The organism is uncultured Lactobacillus sp. (assembly GCF_902491705.1).
Lineage (GTDB): Bacteria > Bacillota > Bacilli > Lactobacillales > Lactobacillaceae > Lactobacillus.
The window spans coordinates 1-20,778 of sequence record NZ_CABUIW010000028.1 but is presented as its reverse complement, the minus strand read 5'-3'; the positions used below and the strand labels follow the sequence as shown (position 1 = coordinate 20,778).

Sequence of the window (20,778 nt, the reverse complement as noted above, 5' to 3'; positions counted from 1 at the left end):
TACACTTATTCAGAAATAATAAAAACTCTTGATTTTCAATCTATTTTTTTGCCTCTTTGGTCAACTTAGTATCACGCTCTAAAACTGGCTTGAGATATTGACCAGTGTAACTTTCTTTAACTTGAGCAACTTCTTCTGGTGTGCCAGTAGCCACAACTTGACCGCCGCCATCTCCGCCCTCTGGGCCTAAATCAATTAACCAATCGGCATTCTTAATCACATCGAGATTATGTTCAATAATTAAAACAGTGTTTCCTTCATCAACTAAACGCTGCAATACTTCTAATAGACGTTTAATATCGTCAGTATGCAAACCAGTAGTTGGTTCATCAAGAATGTAGAAGTTTTTACCAGTAGATAATTTTTGCAACTCTGCGGCTAATTTCATTCTTTGAGCTTCACCACCAGAAAGTGTCGTAGCAGATTGACCTAATTTAACATAGCCAAGTCCTACATCAACAATAGTTTGCAACTTACGTTGAATCTTTGGAATATTCTCAAAGAACTTGCATGCCTCATTAATGGTCATGTCCAATACTTGAGCGATATTTTTACCACGATAAGTTACTTCAAGTGTTTCAGAATTATATCTACTGCCATGACATACTTCACAAGGTACATAGACATCTGGTAAGAAGTTCATCTCAATTTTAATAATCCCGTCGCCGTGACAAGCTTCGCAGCGTCCGCCTTTTACATTAAATGAGAAACGCGCCTTGGTATAACCACGCATTTTTGCTTCGTTAGTTTGTGCAAAAAGCGTTCTAATATCATCAAATACACTAGTATATGTAGCGGGGTTACTACGAGGAGTTCGACCAATTGGGCTTTGATCAATATCAATAATCTTTTCAATATTCTTGTAGCCGCGAATTGACTTGTACTTACCTGGCTTAGTTGAATTATTGTTCAACTTTTGTGCCAAAGCTCGCTTCAAAATCATGTTAACCAGAGTAGACTTACCAGAACCTGATACGCCACTAACTACAATGAATTTGCCCAGTGGGAAACTGACATCGATATTCTTTAAATTGTTTTCTTGTGCTCCAGTAATTGTAATTGCTTTTCCATTACCTTTACGCCGCTTCAACGGTACTGGAACAAACTTTTTACCAGAAAGATATTGACCCGTTAATGAATTGGGATTCTTTTCTACTTCTTCTGGTGTACCTTGTGCCATAACTTTACCGCCATATACACCAGCTCCAGGTCCCATATCGACCAAGTAATCAGCTTGGCGCATAGTTTCATCATCGTGTTCAACTACGATCAATGAATTGCCTAAATCACGCATACGCTTAAGTGATGCAATCAAACGATCATTGTCACGTTGGTGCAACCCAATTGATGGTTCATCCAATACATACATTACACCAGACAAATTAGAACCAATTTGCGTAGCCAAACGAATTCTCTGAGCTTCACCACCGGACAAAGTATTAGCTGAACGAGAAAGTGTTAAATAATCAAGTCCAACACTGTCTAAGAATGAAAGACGATCTTTTACTTCCTTCAAAATTGGCTTAGCAATGACGGTTTCTTGCTCACTAAGTTTAACGCTCTTAAAGAAATCCAATACCTTGTTAATTGATAGATCAGATGCTTCGGCAATATCTTTTCCCATTACCTTAACAGCCAATGCTTTTTCATTAAGACGTTTGCCGTGACAAGTAGCACATGTTAATTCTGTCATGTACTTGCCCATCACATCACGCATAAACTTGGACATTGGACGCTTATAACGACGCTCAACATTAGTCATTACGCCTTCAAATGGTTGAGTGGTGTCATTAACACCGAAGTCGCCAGTAACATGGAATTTCACTGGCTTAGTAGAACCATGCAAAATAATATCTCTTTGGCGCTTAGTCAATTTATTAAATGGCTTATCCATTGGGATATTTAATGCATCGCAAGCTTGCTCAAGCATTTCAGAATAATAGTTTGATGTCTTCCATGGAGCTAGTGCACCTTCTGCCAAAGTTAAACTTTTATCTGGAACAACTAAATCTTCATCTACGGCAAGCTTAACTCCTAAACCATCACAGTCTGGACAAGCACCAAATGGAGCATTAAATGAAAACAGTCTTGGTTCCATTTCACCAACTGTAAAACCACACTTAGGACAAGCATAGTATTCAGAAAAGTTCAGCATTTTGCCGCCAATAACGTCGACGTTCATGTAACCATCTGACAAACGTAATGCGGCTTCAACTGAATCAAATAAACGAGACTTAATACTGTCTTTAACAATTAAACGGTCAACCACAATATCGATTGAATGACGTTTATTTTTTTCCAGATTAAATTCTTCGCCAATTTCATGCATTTCGCCATCAACTATTACACGTACATAACCTGCACGTTGAACACGTTTGAATACTTCTTTGTGTTCACCACGCTTGGCGCGAACTACTGGAGCTAATAATTGAATCTTAGTTCTTTCAGGCAGTTCCATAATTCGATCAACCATCTGATCAACAGATTGTCTTTCGATTAAAGTGCCATCATTAGGACAAATTGGGTGTCCTACTCTAGCCCAAAGAAGACGTAAATAATCATTAATTTCAGTAACTGTTCCCACAGTTGAACGGGGGTTATGTGAAGTAGTCTTTTGATCAATTGAAATAGCTGGATTTAAGCCGTCAATTGAGTCAACATCCGGCTTATCCATTTGTCCTAAAAACTGTCTAGCATAACTAGATAATGATTGAACATAACGGCGTCTTCCTTCAGCATACAATGTATCAAAAGCTAAAGAACTTTTACCAGAACCAGATAAACCAGTGATTACAACCAATTTGTCCTTAGGAATAGTCAAATTAATATCTTTTAAATTATGTTCGCGTGCACCACGAATAACAATTTTATCATTTACCATTAAAATTCTTCCCTTTTCTTGTCTTTGGCTTTCTTGATGTTGACTGCAATTCCATAATTGCATCCCGCAAGTTGGCTGCCTCTTCGAAGTCAAGCTTCTTAGCAGCTTCCTTCATCTGCTCTTGCAAGTTCTTAATCATTGTCTTCTTTTGCTTAGCTGTTAACTCATCAAAGTTCAAATCAGCAAAGCTATCAGACTTCTCTTCCTTAGCATCTCCTGCAGGCTTGGTAACTGAAATGACATCTTGGATTGGTTTAATAATTGTTTTAGGCGTAATACCATGTTCTTTATTAAACTCTTCCTGAATTTTACGCCGTCTCTTAGTTGCCTTAATCGCCGCTTTCATTGAATCAGTAATCGTATCAGCATACATAATTACCTCACCATTTGCGTTACGAGCAGCACGTCCCATTGTCTGAACAAGAGGTCTATATGCACGCAAAAAGCCTTCCTTATCTGCATCCAAAATTGCTACCAATGAAACTTCTGGCACATCGATTCCTTCACGCAAAAGGTTAATTCCTATCAAAACGTCAAACTTGCCGAGTCGCAGATCACGCAAAATTTGCATTCTTTCTAGAGTTTTAATATCTGAGTGCAAATAGCGGACTTTTATTCCTAAGTCTTTTAAGTAATCCGTTAAATCTTCAGCCATCTTTTTGGTCAAAGTTGTAACGAAAACACGCTCATTTCGATCAATTCGTTTATTAATTTCACCAACTAAATCATCAATTTGTCCCTCAATCGGCCTTACTTCAATCTTAGGATCAAGCAGACCCGTTGGACGAATGATTTGTTCTACCTTATGATCGGTTCTTTCAAGCTCATAATCACCAGGAGTAGCAGATACATATAAAATTTGATTTACATGCTTTTCAAACTCAGATAATTTAAGTGGACGGTTATCCAAAGCTGATGGCAAACGGAAACCATAATCAATCAAAGTCTTTTTACGATTACGGTCACCATTATACATCGCACGAATTTCTGGCATAGTCGCGTGAGATTCGTCAATTAAAATCAAGAAATCATCTGGGAAGAAATCGAGCAAAGTGTATGGAGGTTCGCCGGCTTTTCTACCTTCCATATGACGAGAATAGTTTTCAATACCATTGGTATAACCGACTTCTCCCATCATTTCCATATCATAAGTTGTTCTTTGCTTAATTCTCTCAGCTTCAAGTAGCTTTCCTTCGCCTTCGAACTTCTTAACTTGCACTTTCATTTCCTTAGAAATTGCCTTAAGTGCTCGTCTCATTTGTTCATCATTAGTCATGAAGTGTGTAGCTGGGAATAGTGAAATACTTTCACGCTCACCAATAACTTCACCAGTTAATGAATCAACTTCAACAATACGATCGATTTCATCACCAAAGAATTCAATTCGATAAGCATGTTCAGAGTTGCCGGCAGGGAAAATTTCAACTACATCACCGCGAACACGAAAGCGTCCACGTTGAAAGTCAATATCGTTACGGTCATATTGCAAGTTGACCAAGTCACGCAATAGTGTATTGCGTTCATATTCTTGACCTTCATGAATCATCAACACACTGCGAGCATATTCTTTAGGATCACCCAAACCATAAATACATGAAACTGAAGCTACAACAATTACGTCATTCCGCTCCATCAAAGCTGAAGTAGTTGCGTGACGCAACTGATCGATTTCATCATTGATTGCGGAATCTTTTTCAATATAAGTATCAGATTGTGGCACGTAAGCTTCTGGTTGGTAGTAATCATAATAAGATACGAAATATTCAACGGCATTGTGCGGGAAAAAGCCCTTAAATTCTCCGTAAAGTTGTCCTACCAAAGTCTTATTATGAGTAATTACTAAAGTAGGTTTATTAAGTTTGGCAATAATATTGGCCATTGTAAAAGTTTTACCAGTACCAGTTGCCCCTTCTAGAATTTGTTCTTTATAGCCTTTTTTAAAACCAGCGGTCAATTTATCAATCGCTTGTTCTTGATCTCCAGCAGGTTTAAATTTAGATACTAACTCAAATTTGCGGTCTTTTTGTCGTTTAATCATAAATTTCTCCTCAAGAAAAAAGTTGGACGTGATTGCCCAACTTTTCAATTAGTATTTATATTTTACTACCGCGAACGTGCTTTCGCACAAAATATGCTTAATTATTTAAGAAGTTCAGCCAAAGCCTTTTGATAATCTTGAGCTGCCTTTTCTGCAGTTTCAATATCCTTCTTATTTACACCAACATAAGCTTTAATAACTGGTTCTGTACCTGATGGACGAAGTGCAACCCAAGTTTCATCATCTAAGAAGTACTTCAAAACATTTGATTCTGGGAAGCCTTCAAGTGGAGTAGCCTTGCCATTTTCAATTGTTTCTTTCTTCAAGAAGTCTTGAATCTTAAGCACCTTGTGACCATTAATTTCAGTTAAGTGTTCATCGCGTAACTTGCTCATGAGTGCTGCCATTTTCTTTTGACCGCCGATACCTGGCATTTCAATGGCCTTGGTAATTTCGTAAGCAACACCATACTTCTTCCAAATTTCTTGTAAGCCATCAAATACGGTCATGCCACGTGAAGCATAGTAGCTAGCAACTTCTGCAAACATCAATGCACCTTGCATAGCATCCTTATCACGAGCAAATGGTTTGAATAAGTAACCATAACTTTCTTCAAAGCCCATTAAGAACTTAGCATCCCCAGCTTTATTCATACGGTCAACTTCTTCACCGATGTACTTAAAACCAGTTAAAACATGCTTAGTTTTAATGCCGAAGTCTTCAGCAATCTTAAATGGCAAAGCACTTGAAACTACTGAAGTAACAATTTCATAATCACTACTCAACTTACCATTTTCTTTAAGGTGAGCAAGTAAGTAATATGCCATAAGAGTTGCAATTTGATTTCCAGTTAATACTTGGAAGTCACCATTAGAAGTTCTCACAGCTGCACCCATTCTATCTGCGTCTGGGTCAGTTGCAATGATTACATTAGCATTAACCTTGTCTGCCAACTTGAAGCCTGGTTCAAAAACATCACGGTATTCTGGGTTAGGCTTAATAGTTGTTGGAAATTCTGGATCAATAATTGATTGACTTGGAACAGGAATCACATTATCAAATCCACCTTGTCTAAAGGCACGATCGTAAAGCATCTTACCAGTACCATGAAGTGGAGTGTAGATAATCTTTAACTTATCAGCATTTGCCTTAACCATTTCTGGGTCAACAGTAACTTGCTTTAATTCGTTTAAGTAGTCTTCGTCTACATCTTCACCAATTAATTGCAAAGTGCCGTTTGCACGAAGTTCTTTAACTGGTGCAGCTTTAACACCAAAAATATCAGTTACTTTTTGAGCGTAGCTAAACAAACGATCGGCATTTTCTGGTGCCATTTGAGCACCATCTTCACCATAAACCTTGTAACCATTGTATTGCTTAGCATTGTGAGAAGCAGTAATGTTAATCCCTGCAAAAGTGTGCAAATGACGAACTGCATATGATAATTCTGGAGTTGGTCTTAAATCATCAAACAAGTAAACATGAATACCATGTGCACCAAGTACTCTTGCTGCATGTTCTGCAAATTCTCTTGAGTGATATCTTGAATCAAAAGAAATTGCTACACCGCGGTTCTTAGCTTCTTCACCATTTTCTTCAATTAAACGAGCAAGACCTTCAGTAACTCGGCCTACAGTGAATAAGTTGATTCTATTAGTACCTGGTTCAAGGCGTCCACGCATCCCCGCGGTACCAAAATTAATATCTTGACCAAAGGCATCTTCAATCCATTTATCATCTTTACCCAATTCATTTAATTGATCTTTTAAATAATCAGGTAAATTAGTAGCATTTTGCCATTCTTCATAAATTTCTTTAGCGTCCATTTTGACCTCTATTCATTAAACTTACGTAATTGATGGATTAACGCTGTCTTTTTACTATCAAATTTTCTATTATCCATTAATTATTATAAAACTTATATTCAAATTATTTAATCTATCTATAAAGATATTTTTCAAGAAAATCAGTTTGTGCTTTAAGGTGTATTTGATCCAAAACAGTCTTAACTTTCTCAATAACTTCATCAGGCAAGCAATAAAACGAAATTTTCTCACGCGATGGCACCACATCTTCACTAGTACAATTAATGCAATACATCATTAATTCTTTATCATCATATCTGACGATACAATTTACTCCTGGTGATAAATGAATAAAACCGATTTTACCTGTAACTAATACTTCATTTTGCTTACGCAGTTTTGTCCATTCACTGACACAATTGATTAATTTTTGATCTTCATGTCCCCATGGGAAGTAGCGACGGTTATCCGGATCTTTTTTACCAATTAATCCTGCTTCATCGCCGTAATAAATGCATGGAACTCCTGGCATCATAAATAATAAGCCCAAGGCCATCGTGACCAAATTTTCATTATTATTCAATACCGTCTTAATTCTAGCTGTATCGTGAGTGCCGATATTGTTTAAGCAACTATGTAAAAACTCAGTTGGATAGTGCTCAATGAGTAAAGCAATATCATTGAATGCTCCAATTTCTATAGTACTGTCTCTGGCTGAAAGCAAACTAATAATAAAATTGCGCAATGGATAATTCATCACACCCATTAAATTGTCCCCAGCTGTGTATGGGCGATATTCACCATTTACAAATTTATTTGATGCATCTTCCCAAACTTCGCTGATTAAAACCGGACAATTTTCTTTAATTAGTCGAGTGCGAATATTTCGTAAAAAGAACATTGGCAATTCATCGGCCACATCAAGACGCCAACCATCAGCTTTCCACTTGGTCAACACTCCGTGACTGCCATAAATAAGATCCTGATACTTAGCATTATCTTTGTTTACCGTTGGCAAAGATTTTACTCCCCACCAAGATTGATATTTCGTAGGATAATCTTGGAAGTTAAACCATGAATAATATGGACTGTTTTGATCCTTGATTGCTTTTTGAAAATAAATGCTGTCGACTCCTACATGATTAAATACGCCATCCAAGATCAAATGCATATTATTTTTATGCAAAGCTTCAATTAAATCAGCTAAGTCTTTTTCACTCCCGAGCATCGGATCGATTTTCATGAAATCATTTGTATCATATCGATGGTTGCTTGTCGCTAAAAAGATTGGATTGAGATAAAGAACTGTAACGCCTAATTGCTTTAAGTAAGGAATCTTTTTTTGAATTCCTTTTAAGTTGCCGCCAAAAAAGTCCCAGCGTTCTATTTCTCCCTTACTATTTTTAATGTAGTATGGTGTGTCTTCTTTAGTAGCATATAAAAAGCTGTTTTTCTTTCTTCCTATGACTTCACCATGTGGATTGCCATTAGCAAATCTATCAGGAAAAATCTGGTAAACTATTCCATTTTGATACCAGTCAACTTTAGGGACTGATTGATCATAACAAGTTAATTGGAACTGATTTAGATTACTGCTTTCAGTTACACAACCTTTGCCAAACAGACCCTGTTCTACATAAATTATTTTTTCATTTTGTTTAACAGCAAAATAATAATTGTATAGCCCTGAAGTACTAATTTTTACTTGAACAGTATACATACCAGTTTGCTCATCATAGTGCATTGGATAAGCTACTGGTGTTTCTTGAGTCTTAGTCAGCCATAACACTGCGCCTTGAATTGGCTGATCCACTTTTATCGACCATTGAACAGTCTCGCCAGCTTGAATAGCGCCAAAAGGAGTTTTATATTGCTTTTGCCACGAATTATAAGTTATTTCCATTAGCGATCAACTTTTTGTAAATGCCAAATTTCTTGAGCGTATCGTTCAATTGTTTTATCAACATCAAATCGTTCTGAATGAGCAATATTTACTAAACTCATTTGATTCCAAGCACGCTTTTGCTTCCATGCTTGTTCTACTTGTTCTTGAGCCTTTAAGTAAGCATCAAAATCAGCTAAGACAAAGAATTGTTCATTGTCCTTCAAGAAATTATTGGCAAGTGCTTGTCCTTCCGCAAAACAATTAGGAATTGTTCCATCAGTCAATGCATCAACAGCCTTTTTCATTGTTGCATCTGATTCATACAAATCTCTTGGATGATATGAATTTTCAGCATAATATTTATAAACTTGATCCTTATTTAAACCAAATGAGAAAATATTATCTTCGCCAACAGCGTCTTTAATTTCAATATTTGCACCATCCATTGTAGCTACAGTTAAAGCACCATTAGCCATTAATTTCATGTTGCTAGTACCACTAGCTTCTTTAGTAGCGGTTGAAATTTGTTCACTAACGTCAGCTGCTGGAATAATTTTTTCAGCCAAAGAAACATCATAATTTTCCAAGAAAACCACTTTTAACTTATCGTTAACATCTGGATCATTATTGATCATATTAGCTGTTTCATTGATAACCTTAATTACTTGCTTAGCAAAGACGTAACTTGGAGCGGCTTTAGCACCAAAAATAACTACTCGCTTAGGATGATCAATTCCTGCTTTTAGATCTTGATATAACTTGATAATATGCAAAAGCTTCAAAGTTTGGCGCTTATATTCATGAAGTCGCTTGACTTGGACGTCAAAAATAGCAGTAGGATCTACTTCAATCCCTGTTTGTTCCTTAATGAACTTAGCTAACTTCTTTTTATTATCTAACTTAATTTCACCGATACGGTTCAAAACTGAAGTATCATTATAAAATTTTTCAAAGTTAAGCATCTCGTCACTATTGTTGCGCCAATCTTTGCCAATAGTCTTATCAAGCAAAGCAGATAATTCTGGGTTAGCAATTTGAAGCCAGCGACGCAAAGTAATGCCGTTAGTTTTATTATTGAAACGTTCTGGATAAAGATTGTAGAAATCTTTTAACACTTTGGTTTCCAATAATTGAGTATGCAAAGCGGCAACGCCGTTAATTGAATGTGAACCAATAATAGCTAAATGAGCCATTTGAACTTGGCCATTTTTAATTATCTTCGTACGTTCAATTACATCATCAGAAACTTGACCTGCTAAACTAGCGCAATAACGACGATCAATTTCAGTAATAATTTGCATAATTCTTGGCAACAATTGAGACATCATATTAATGTCCCATTTTTCCATTGCCTCTGCCATAATCGTATGGTTAGTGTAAGACATTACTTTTAGAGTAATCTTCCAAGCAGTGTCCCAATCTACACGATGTTCATCAACTAATAAGCGCATTAATTCTGCAACGGCCATTGCTGGGTGAGTATCGTTAATATGAACTGCTACATAGTCTGGCAACTTAGTAAAATCTTTGTTTCCAAGCTTTTTAACGTAATAATTCAAGATACTCTGCAGACCTGCTGAAACAAAGAAATACTCTTGTTTTAATCTTAATAAGCGGCCTTCATAGTTAGAATCATCTGGATAAAGAATTGAAGTTAAGTCTTCTACTCGACGTCTATCTGAAATAGTAGGATATGATAATTCTTCCTCTGGTGGAATTTCTGCATCCCACAATCTCAACGTGTTAGTGATGCCGTCTTTATAACCCACAACTGCAGTATCATATGGCACGGCTCTAACAACGCTTCCGCCTTCATATTGCGGCGTCAACCAGCCATTATCATCGACCATATTAACTTTTCCGCCGAATCTTACTAAAACAGATTTGCTTTCTCTTCTAACTTCCCAGTGATCATCTTTTTTAAGCCAATCATTAGGCAATTCTTTTTGATATCCATTAACGAATTTTTGCTTAAATAATCCATATTTATAACGAATACCATTACCGTTACCTGTATAACCAGTTGATGCTAAAGAGTCCATAAATGCCGCAGCTAAACGACCTAATCCACCGTTACCTAAAGCCATGTCTGGTTCTGCTTCAGCGATTTTATCTAAATCTAGTCCTAAATCAGCTAAAGCTTCTCTTGCAGTATCTAGCCAGCCCAAGTTTAACAAGTTACTTTTAAGCAAAGTTCCTGACAAAAATTCTATTGAAAAGTAATAAACTTGCTTTTTTCCTTCTTTAGATTCGGAAATACGTGTGCGTCTCCATTGAGGGGCATAGCCATCTCTTACTATGCCGCTTAATGCTGTATATAACTCACTGTTTGAAGCCTCATCAATCTCTTCTTCAAAATAAATATCTAATTTATTTTTTAGTTGTTCTTTAAATTCTTCTTTTGTTAATTGCATACTGTTAACCGATTAATTCTCCATACATCCACTTATATTTATCAGCAGAATTCTTCCATGAAAAGTCTGACTTCATCGCTATTTTTTGCATGTTTAGCCAATTATTCTTTTGTTGGTACAAAACTAGCATCTTCTTTATTGCTTGCACCATTTGATAGCCACTAAATTCTTTAAAGCCAAAGCCAGTGCCTTCATTCTTGGTCTTATCGTATATCCAAACAGTATCAGCTAAACCACCGACTTCATGCACGATTGGCAAAGTTCCATAACGCAAAGCAATCAATTGTGAAAGTCCACATGGTTCAAATGCTGAAGGCATCAAGAAGCTATCAGCTCCTGCATATATCTTTTGTGCTAGCTTAACATCAAATGCCAAAATAACCTTTAATTTATTTGGATATCTATCAGCTATTTCAACTAAGCGATGCTCATAATATGGATCACCATTACCCAAAATGACCATTTGAACGTTGAATTGCAGAATATTGTCTAACTCATCAAGAAGCAATTGGCATCCCTTTTGAGCAGTCAACCGTGAAACCATACCAATTAAAGGAATATCTGGCTTAACTGGAAGTCCAACTTCTCTTTGAAGTGCAATCTTGTCCTTAACCTTTTTATGTAAATGGTAAACACTATAATTTGCCTTAATATCTGGATCAGTCTTAGGATTATATTTTTCAAAATCAATCCCATTTAAAATCCCAGTCAATTTGTGTGAGCACATTCTCAAAATACCATCTAAGCCCTGACCAAATTCTGGTGTTTGAATTTCTTGAGCATATGTTGGACTAACTGTAGTCACACGATCAGCATATAAAATGCCTGTCTTCATCCAGTTAACGTCATTATCCATTCGAACAATACCGCTATCAAACCAGCTAAAGTCCATTCCAAAGAAATCAGGCAATGTTTTAGCATTATACTTACCCTGAAATTCCAGATTATGAATAGTCAAGATAGTTTTAATACCTTTATATGCGTCAACAAAGCCCCATTTTTCATGAAGCAAGAATGGAATGAATGAAGTGTGGTAATCATTACAATGCAAGATATTAGGAATAAAGTTAAAACGCTCCATCATCATAATGACTGCTTGTTGGAAGAACGCGAATCTTTCGCCATCATCGTAGTAGCCATAAATTCCTGGACGCTTGAAGTAATATTCATTATCAACAAAGAAGTAAGTTACTCCATTACGTTTTAAAGTGAAAATACCGCAATACTGATTACGCCAGCCAACAGGGACAATAAAGTTACCTTGGTATTCCAATTTCTTACGATACTTTTCAGGCAAATCTTGATACAAAGGAATAACAACGCCAACGTCGACGCCTTCCTTAGCTAATTGATTAGGCAAAGCTCCTAATACGTCGCCTAGACCACCTGTCTTAAAAAATGGTGCACATTCAGCACCTGTAAATAAAACTCGCACAATGTCTCCTTATTCAACGATTAAATCTTTAGTTAAAACGTCACCTTTTTTAACAACCACTGGATTGTCTGGGGTTCCCTTCACAACTACATTTTCTTTTACTACTACATTTTTATCTAAAATTGCACATTCAACCTTACTGCCTGATTCTAATTTACAACCAGCCATCACAATTGAATTGCTTAATTTACTATCTTTAGCAACATCTATTCTTCTTGAAAGAATACTATTTTCTACTGTCCCACTTATTCTACATCCTGTTGCTAGTAAAGAGTTCTTAACTTTTGATGAAACAGTATAATATGTGCCAACTTCGTTTCTAATTCGAGTAATAATTCTTTGATTACCACGTAAAAGAGAATCGTTCTTTTTCTTATCAAGCATCTCCATGTTGGCATCATAATAGCTTTTTATGTCATGAATATTATGCAAATAACCTGTGTATTCATATGCATTAGTGCGATATTTTGCCGCTAAGCTAGCGAATCTTTGTCCAAGATCAATTGATGCACCAACTTTTTGTGCTTTTTTCAATTCGGAAATTAGCCATGGAGTATCTGCAATATAAATATTCAGCCCTAAGTTATAACGATTCTGGCTTTGTGTATCTATAGCTTGTTGACAAGATAAAATGGTGTTTTCTTCATCCATAATATACAATTGGTCATCCGGCGATATACTTTCTCTACCTACGCGCTTAAACACAGCAGTGATACGATTGCCATTTTCTTGATGGAAATGCAGCACTGATTGCAAATCAACGTTTGCAACCAATTTATTTTCCATAAAGACAGTATATGGCATCTTAGCTGTTGTCAAAAAGGTGATCAAATCATCAAAATATTCTTCACCATTGGTCTGACTTTGAAGTAATTTTTGGTAAAAATCAAGATACTCATATGACCCAATTGTGTCTAGTCCCCATTCTTTGCCACCACCTAAGTGGTCAAGATATGATCTGACTTTTTCTTGACTGATTAGGGTATATACGTTGTTAATCCCTGCATTTACAATACTTGAAAGGGGAAAATCCATAATTCGATATTTACCCGCAAGGTACAAAGTAGATAATGAACGTTCATCGGTTAATGGGTGTAATTCATTATACTCATGTTGATTACTAAAAATTGCAGCCATTTTATTAGTTTTCATTTGGCAATACTCCAATTCTTTCTGAATTACCTATCACTTTAATTTCGTCTCTAGTTCCTTCGATTACTGCTCCATCCCCGATTTGAGCATTCTCACCAACAATAGCGTATTTAATTACGACATCTTTACCAATTTTTACCCCTGGCATAATTACTGAATCAGAAATTTGGGATCCTTGTTGTACACTTACATTTGTCGACAAAATCGAATGATTAATGGTTCCGTCTACATAGCAACCATCTACAATCATTGAATTATTAACTTCAGCGTTTTCTGTAATTACTTGTACAGGATCAATTGGGTTTTTAGAAAAAATTCTCCATGAACGATCATGCAAGTTAAGGCCATCACTGCCATCTAAGAATTCCATGTTGGCTGCCCAAAGTGAATCGATTGTACCTACATCTTTCCAGTAACCAGAGAATTGATATGCAAATACTCGCTCGTCACTCTTTAAATAATATGGGATAACATTTTTACCAAAATCGAGCATGTCATCGTTAGTGGTAAATGCTGTAGTTAATACTTCACGCAATCTCTTCCAGTTAAAAATGTAAATTCCCATTGAAGCATGATTACTCTTTGGATGTTCTGGTTTTTCTTCAAATTCGGTAATTCTGCCACTAATATCAGTATTCATAATTCCAAAGCGTGGTGCTTCTTCCATTGGCACATCAATTACCGCTACAGTCAAAGAAGCTTTATTCTTAATATGATCTTCAAGCATGGCTTCATAATCCATCTTATAAATATGGTCACCTGAAAGAATCAATACATATTCTGGGTCTTGACTGTCAATATAATCGATGTTTTGGTAAATCGCATGAGCAGTTCCTTCAAACCATCTACTGCCGGAATTATCAGTATATGGCTGCAAAATAGTAGCACTTGCATCTAACCCATCTAAGCCCCAACTAGCACCATTACCAATATGTTTATTAAGTAGTAATGGCTGGTATTGCGTAATAATACCAATATTTCTCACACCAGAATTGGCACAATTGCTTAAAGTAAAGTCAATGATTCTATACCGGCCTCCGAATGGCACAGCTGGTTTAGCTTGATCGCTAGTCAACTTACCTAGCCTTGTTCCTTTTCCTCCTGCTAAAATCAAGCCCAACATTTTGTTAGTCATTAGTGTTTCTCCTTAATTATTTACTTTTTTTACTAGTTCTTCTTTTTATATGAACATCTATCGGCTTTAAAATTACTGCGCTAAAGCCCGGTAAATCTAACTTGATTTGATATTTAAAGTCTTTAATTCCTTTATCAATGGTATCCATATGTTGATCGGCTTTATCCCACTTACCACCATACTTTTTTCTGGCACTATTAAATACTTCACGATATTTTCCTTTATACGGCACGCCAACCTTAAATTCTTTTCGCTCAACTGGTGTAAAGTTCAAAATGACGATTAAAAAGTCATGTCTAGTTTTGCCTTGACGAATAAACGACAAAACTGACTCGTCCTTGTTATCAGCGTCGATAATACGAACAGAATCTTCTCTTTGTTCCAACTGCCATAAGGATGGTTCATTCAAGTAAAATTCATTTAATTCTTGATCAAAACGTTGCATCTTACTGTTTAATTCATCGCTTAATTCGCCCCAATCAAGACCTTCATTAAAGCGCCATTCAAGATATTGGCCAAATTCACTGCCCATAAATAAAAGCTTTTTACCTGGATAAGTCATCTGCAATGTAAGCAAATTACGTAATTGATCAAATTGTTTATCACGATCGCCAAACATCTTATTCATTAAACTGCGTTTACCATGAACCACTTCATCATGAGATAAAGGCAAAATAAAGTTTTCGCTCATTCGATACATAAATGAAAAGGTAGCTAAATTGAAATTGAATTTTCTGAACAATGGGTCCATTTCGTAGAAACGCAAAATATCATTCATCCAACCCATGTTCCATTTGAAGTCAAAGCCTAAGCCGCCGTCTTCTATTCGCCCAGTGATTTTCACTTGAGCTGAACTTTCTTCGGCGATCATTAAGCATTCTGGATGAATACCTTTAATCGTACGATTCAGTTTTTGTAAAAAGTCGATTCCTTCTAAGTTACGATTTCCACCGAATTTATCTGGCTTCCATTCACCATCTGCACGATCATAATCGCGATAGATCATGTTAGAAACTGCATCAACTCTTAAACCATCTAAGTGATAAAATTCCAGCCAAAATAGAGCGCTTGAAAGTAAAAAGGACTGCACTTCAGGTTTTCCTAAATCAAAGTTTAGTGCGCCCCATCCTTTATTCTCTGCTCGCCATTTTTCACTAAATTCATAGCATGGCGTGCCATCGTAATAAGCTAAAGCATCATCGTTAATGCAAAAGTGTCCTGGTACCCAATCGGATAAAACACCAATATTTTCTTTATGACACGCTTCAACAAAATCTTGTAATTCTTGTGGTGTACCATAAGTTCTCTCTAGAGCATAATATCCAATTGTCTGATAGCCCCAGGAAGCATCTAGTGGATGGGCTGTTAATGGCAAAAATTCAATATAATTGAAGCCTTGCTTTTTAACATAAGGAATTAATTCTTTTTGCAAATCCTTCAAAGTATACAGAGACCCATCTGCATGTCTTTTCCATGAACTGGCATGTACTTCATAAATATTAATTGGCCGAGCAAAATGATTAGACCGTTTATTTCTTCCTAGCCATGCACCGTCATACCAACTTTTATTAGGAAGTTTTGTAATTACGGCTGCATTACCAGGTCTTGGTTCAAGTTCTATCGCCATCGGATCCATTTTCATCACTTCGCGGCCATTTGCTTGTTTAACTAAGAACTTATAAAGTTGGCCCTCTTGAGGTAAATTAGTTTTTAACTCCCACACACCATCTTCAGTAGTCTTCATTTCTAATGACTTACCCCAATCATTAAAATCCCCAACTACCCATACTCTTTGTGCATTCGGAGCCCACACTCGAAAAACATAAGCGTTATCTTCATAATGACAACCAAGTATTTCTTGAAGATATAATTCATTGCCCGAAGCAAATTTTTTAATACGTTGTTTAACCTCCATTATTTTTACCCATACTGCTTTCTCCAAAATTAAAAATTACGATTACTGCAAAACAAGGAAGCGCTTACTTTGATAGCAAATAAGTTGATCCTTTGGTTATAATTATATATCACTTATTATTATGGCGCAAAAAAAGTCTAGTCTTATTTTCACAATGTTAAAATTTGAATTAGTTTTTTAAATCTTGTAAATAATTATATGTGGCTTGTCCAGCTACACTACCTTCACCAACAGCATTTGCAATTTGGCGCAAATCTTTATCACGAACATCGCCTAAAGCAAAAATACCAGGTACTTTTGTTTCCATATGATCGTTAGTAGGAATCCAGCCTTGTTCATTCAAAATGCCTAAATTTTCAAATGGCTTAGTTTGTGGCAAAACTCCAACGTAGATAAATACACCAGCACCTTTAATTACTTTTTCTTCGCCAGTTTCTTTATCACGATATTTAATGCCAGTTACGCGAGTGCCATCACCAAGAATTTCTTCTGTTTGAGCATTCCAAACGAACTTCATCTTCTTGTTTGCAAAAGCACGTTTTTGCAAAGTAGGTTGTGCACGCAATTGATCACGACGGTGAATCACAGTAACGCTCTTAGCTAATTGTGAAAGATAAATTCCTTCTTCAATAGCTGAGTCGCCACCACCAACGACAAGGACATCTTCATTTCTGAAAAATGCGGCATCGCAGACTGCACAGTATGAAACACCTCTACCTGAATATTCTTCTTCGCCTGGAACATTCAAATGACGGTGGTCTGAACCAGTGGCAATAATCAAAACTGGTGCACGATATTCTTTACCATCATCAGTTTTGACAACTTTTTCATCCCCATCTAATTCAACAGATTGGACGTTGCCATATTTATAATCAGGTTCAAACTTCATCAAAGTATCGTACATTTTTTGACTAAGTTCTGGACCCTTGATCTCTGTAAAACCAGGGTAGTTATCGATTGCATCAGTATTGTTCATTTGTCCGCCATAAGGACCACGATCAAGTACTAATACATTTAAGTTGGCACGTGTAGCATATAAGGCAGCTGTCATACCACCAGGGCCCGCACCAATAACAATTGCATCATATTTATCGGCCATAATCTTTCTCCTCTACTTACTTTTTATAAGTAAATAATACTATAGATTTAAATTTTTGCAATTGTTTTGCTTACAAATTATAAACGAATTTCAGACTTAGGTTCTCTGCCCATCATCTTTTTAATTTCGCTAGCTACATCTGTGTCTTCGTAAAGAACGCGGTAGATAGCTTCACTGATTGGCATATCGATATTCTTTTCTTCGCAAAGTTCATGAACTGCCTTAACAGTAGTTGCACCTTCAACAACTTGACCCATGTTTTTAAGTACGTAATCAAGACTCTTACCTTCACCGATTTGCTTACCAGCACGCCAGTTACGTGAGTTAACTGAGGTACAAGTTACGATCAAGTCACCAATACCTGATAAACCTGAGAAGGTCATTGGCTTAGCACCAAAGTAGTTAACACCTAAACGAGTAATTTCTGCTAAACCTCTAGTCATAAGTGCAGCCTTAGCATCATCGCCGTAACCTTGACCTACCAAGATACCTGCGGCAATAGCGATAACGTTCTTAACGGCACCACCGACTTCAACACCAATTAAATCGTCGTTAGTGTAGAAACGAACATAATCATTTGAGAAAATCTTTTGAACCTTCTTAGCATTTTCTTCATCAGTTGAAGCACATGCAATAGCAGTCAAGTCCTTTTGAGCTACGTTTTCTGCGTGACTTGGGCCAGAAATAGCTACGATCTTATCTTCGTCGTTAGGATAAATTTCTTCAGTTAAAATTTGAGAAATTAACTTCTTAGTACCTGGTTCGATACCTTTAGTAGCAGTTACTAAAAGTGGCTTGTTGCCGGTCTTATCCAAAACCTTGCGAACATTCTTAGCCACAATTCTAACGGCCTTAGTTGGTAAAACAAATAATACTAATTCTGCACCATCAAGAGCTTCTTCCAAATCACCAGTTGCTCTAGTAGTTTCATTTAATTTCCAGTCCTTCATGTAGTGACTGTTAGTGTGCTTAGCATTAATTTCTTCATTAACGCTATCAATGTTACCGTAAAAAGTTACGTCATTGCCATTATCAGCCAACATTGAGCCTAATACTGAACCCCATGAACCGTTACCTAAAACTGCAATCTTTGTCATTTTTATCTCTCTATCTTTCTAAACTTGTCTTCTTAATAATCTAATCTCTTGTATACGGATATTTCAATCCGCTACCCTCTAAATACCATTTAGGTTTAACAACTTTACGTCGATAAATCCATAAAATAATTGTAGCAATAAAGAGGACTAAACTTAATGCCTGTGATACACGTATTATACCAAAAATGTATAGGCTATCAGTTCTCATTCCTTCAACAAAGAATCTAACTACACTATACCAAAGAAGATACGTCATGAAAACTTCACCCTGTTTAAAAACATGTTTTTTATGACGCAATGATAAGATCAAAATCAACCCAATCAAATTAAAAAATGATTCATATAAAAATGTAGGTTGATAATAAGTTCCATTAATCTTCATTTGCTGAATAATAAATTCAGGCAAGTGCAGGCTTTGCAAGAAATGCAATGTAGTTGGTCCACCATGGGCTTCTTGATTAACAAAATTGCCCCAGCGTCCCAAGATTTGGGCAGCCATTACTCCTGGTGTGATGATATCTAACATTAAAAATGGTGGCAGGTTTCGTTTATAGCAAAATACCAATAAAACTATCAGACCAGCAATCAAGCCACCGTAAATAGCAATCCCACCATTCCAAATAGCAATTATCTGGTCAGGATGCTGTGAATAATAGCCCCATTCAAAGATAACATAGTAAATTCGTGCACCAACATAGCCAAGTGGAACAGCCCATAAAAGCAAATCTACAAAATCATCAGAGATAATTTGTCTCTTTTTTCCTTCGTTAATTGCCATGAAAGTAGCTAAAACAATAGCCACTGCCATGATTATGCCATACCATTTGACACTCAAATTGCCTAACTGAAATGCTACCGGATTAATTACTAATCTAGTCATCATGATGCACCTTATTTGTATCCTCTTTAGAGTGCTCTGAAATTAGACTAGTTAAATTATTATCGAAGGTTTGAGTTGCATCATAGCCCATCTTTTTAGCTCTGAAGTTCATTGCAGCTACTTCAATGATAATTTCGATGTTACGTCCTACTTTAACAGGAATATTAACTTGTGGAATGGCCACATTACAGATTTCACGCGTATTTTCTTGGAAACCTAGTCGATCATAATTAGCTTTAGGATCCCAGTTAACCAAATTAATTACTAATTGAATTTCAGTTCTATTTTTAACGGCACCAGCACCAAACAAGTTCATGACATCAATAATGCCGATTCCTCTAATTTCCATCAAGTGCTTCAAAATCTTAGGTGCTTCACCTATAACCGTATTGTGGTCTTTTTGAAAGGCATCTACTCGGTCATCTGCAATCAATCTGTGCCCTCTTTGAACTAAGCCCAAAGCAGTTTCAGATTTACCAACACCAGAAGCACCTGTTAAAAGCACACCCATACCCTTAATTTCGACTAATACACCGTGAATACTGGTTCTTTTGGCAAGACGTGCACGCAAGTACTCAGTCATGATACTAGAAATATATGTTGTTGATTCACTAGTATGCAAAATTGGAATATGCGCTTCTTCAGCAGCTTCTGCCAATTCATCTGGAACTGGAAGTGAACGTGAAATTAAAAAACATGGAGTGGCTTTGGTAGCCATCTTAGTAAAGACATGTTTTCTAATATCATGATCAAGTCGAGCCGCATAAGAAATTTCAGTTCTTCCTAGAAGCTGAATACGTTGTGCAGGATAGAAATCAAAATAACCGGTCAATTCTAGTCCTGGACGATAAATATCTGAGACTAGAACTTCCTTATCTTTGATATATTCTTCACCTTGATAAATCTCAAGAATACTCTTATTGTCTCGAATTAATTTGCTTAATTTAACTTCATCGGCCATGATGGTGCCCTGCTATATAAAACATAGAAATATGTAGAAGCTTATGTATTTTCTACATACCAGAAAGATATATTTTTCCTT

At 36.4% G+C, this 20,778-nt stretch carries 13 protein-coding genes; all 13 read right to left on the bottom strand.

Features of this window, described 5'->3' with window-relative positions; translation table 11 throughout:
• Positions 1 to 40: 40 nt before the first annotated feature.
• The 13 genes from uvrA to hprK all read right to left on the bottom strand — a co-directional run bounded on the left by uvrA (position 41) and on the right by hprK (position 20,697).
• On the bottom strand, positions 41 to 2,881 hold the full coding sequence (uvrA, locus tag RDN22_RS06600) for an excinuclease ABC subunit UvrA (protein ID WP_308556876.1): 2,841 nt from the start codon (positions 2,879 to 2,881) through the stop codon (positions 41 to 43).
• Positions 2,871 to 4,919, bottom strand: coding sequence for an excinuclease ABC subunit UvrB (uvrB, locus tag RDN22_RS06595; protein WP_308556874.1), 2,049 nt, complete (start codon positions 4,917 to 4,919; stop codon positions 2,871 to 2,873). The genes uvrA and uvrB overlap by 11 nt, the downstream gene beginning before the upstream one ends.
• A 101-nt stretch (positions 4,920 to 5,020) precedes the next feature.
• Positions 5,021 to 6,745: a phospho-sugar mutase gene (locus tag RDN22_RS06590; protein ID WP_308556872.1), complete on the bottom strand. Its 1,725-nt coding sequence runs from the start codon at positions 6,743 to 6,745 to the stop codon at positions 5,021 to 5,023.
• Between the two features lie 112 nt (positions 6,746 to 6,857).
• Positions 6,858 to 8,627, bottom strand: coding sequence for a glycoside hydrolase family 13 protein (locus tag RDN22_RS06585; RefSeq protein WP_308556870.1), 1,770 nt, complete (start codon positions 8,625 to 8,627; stop codon positions 6,858 to 6,860).
• Positions 8,627 to 11,023 carry a glycogen/starch/alpha-glucan phosphorylase gene (locus tag RDN22_RS06580; protein WP_308556869.1) on the bottom strand — a complete coding sequence of 799 codons (2,397 nt, stop codon included), beginning with the start codon at positions 11,021 to 11,023 and terminating at the stop codon, positions 8,627 to 8,629. Before RDN22_RS06580 ends, RDN22_RS06585 begins: the two co-directional genes overlap by 1 nt.
• A gap of 4 nt (positions 11,024 to 11,027) precedes the next feature.
• A complete protein-coding gene (gene glgA, locus RDN22_RS06575; protein WP_308556868.1) occupies positions 11,028 to 12,458 on the bottom strand; it encodes a glycogen synthase GlgA in 1,431 nt (476 codons plus the stop codon).
• 9 nt (positions 12,459 to 12,467) lie between these two features.
• The gene (gene glgD, locus RDN22_RS06570; RefSeq protein WP_308556867.1) at positions 12,468 to 13,610 is read right to left on the bottom strand and encodes a glucose-1-phosphate adenylyltransferase subunit GlgD; all 1,143 of its coding nucleotides are present in this window, start codon (positions 13,608 to 13,610) and stop codon (positions 12,468 to 12,470) included.
• Complete coding sequence (locus RDN22_RS06565; RefSeq protein WP_308556866.1) at positions 13,600 to 14,745, bottom strand: glucose-1-phosphate adenylyltransferase; 1,146 nt, start codon at positions 14,743 to 14,745, stop codon at positions 13,600 to 13,602. Before RDN22_RS06565 ends, glgD begins: the two co-directional genes overlap by 11 nt.
• Positions 14,746 to 14,761: 16 nt before the next feature.
• Complete coding sequence (gene glgB / locus RDN22_RS06560) at positions 14,762 to 16,660, bottom strand: 1,4-alpha-glucan branching protein GlgB (protein WP_308556865.1); 1,899 nt, start codon at positions 16,658 to 16,660, stop codon at positions 14,762 to 14,764.
• 169 nt (positions 16,661 to 16,829) lie between these two features.
• On the bottom strand, positions 16,830 to 17,759 hold the full coding sequence (gene trxB, locus RDN22_RS06555) for a thioredoxin-disulfide reductase (RefSeq protein WP_308556863.1): 930 nt from the start codon (positions 17,757 to 17,759) through the stop codon (positions 16,830 to 16,832).
• Between the two features lie 77 nt (positions 17,760 to 17,836).
• Complete coding sequence (locus tag RDN22_RS06550) at positions 17,837 to 18,856, bottom strand: NAD(P)H-dependent glycerol-3-phosphate dehydrogenase (RefSeq protein WP_308556861.1); 1,020 nt, start codon at positions 18,854 to 18,856, stop codon at positions 17,837 to 17,839.
• Between the two features lie 40 nt (positions 18,857 to 18,896).
• The gene (gene lgt / locus RDN22_RS06545) at positions 18,897 to 19,736 is read right to left on the bottom strand and encodes a prolipoprotein diacylglyceryl transferase (RefSeq protein ID WP_308556894.1); all 840 of its coding nucleotides are present in this window, start codon (positions 19,734 to 19,736) and stop codon (positions 18,897 to 18,899) included.
• The gene (gene hprK, locus RDN22_RS06540) at positions 19,729 to 20,697 is read right to left on the bottom strand and encodes an HPr(Ser) kinase/phosphatase (RefSeq protein WP_308556860.1); all 969 of its coding nucleotides are present in this window, start codon (positions 20,695 to 20,697) and stop codon (positions 19,729 to 19,731) included. Before hprK ends, lgt begins: the two co-directional genes overlap by 8 nt.
• Positions 20,698 to 20,778: the final 81 nt, after the last annotated feature.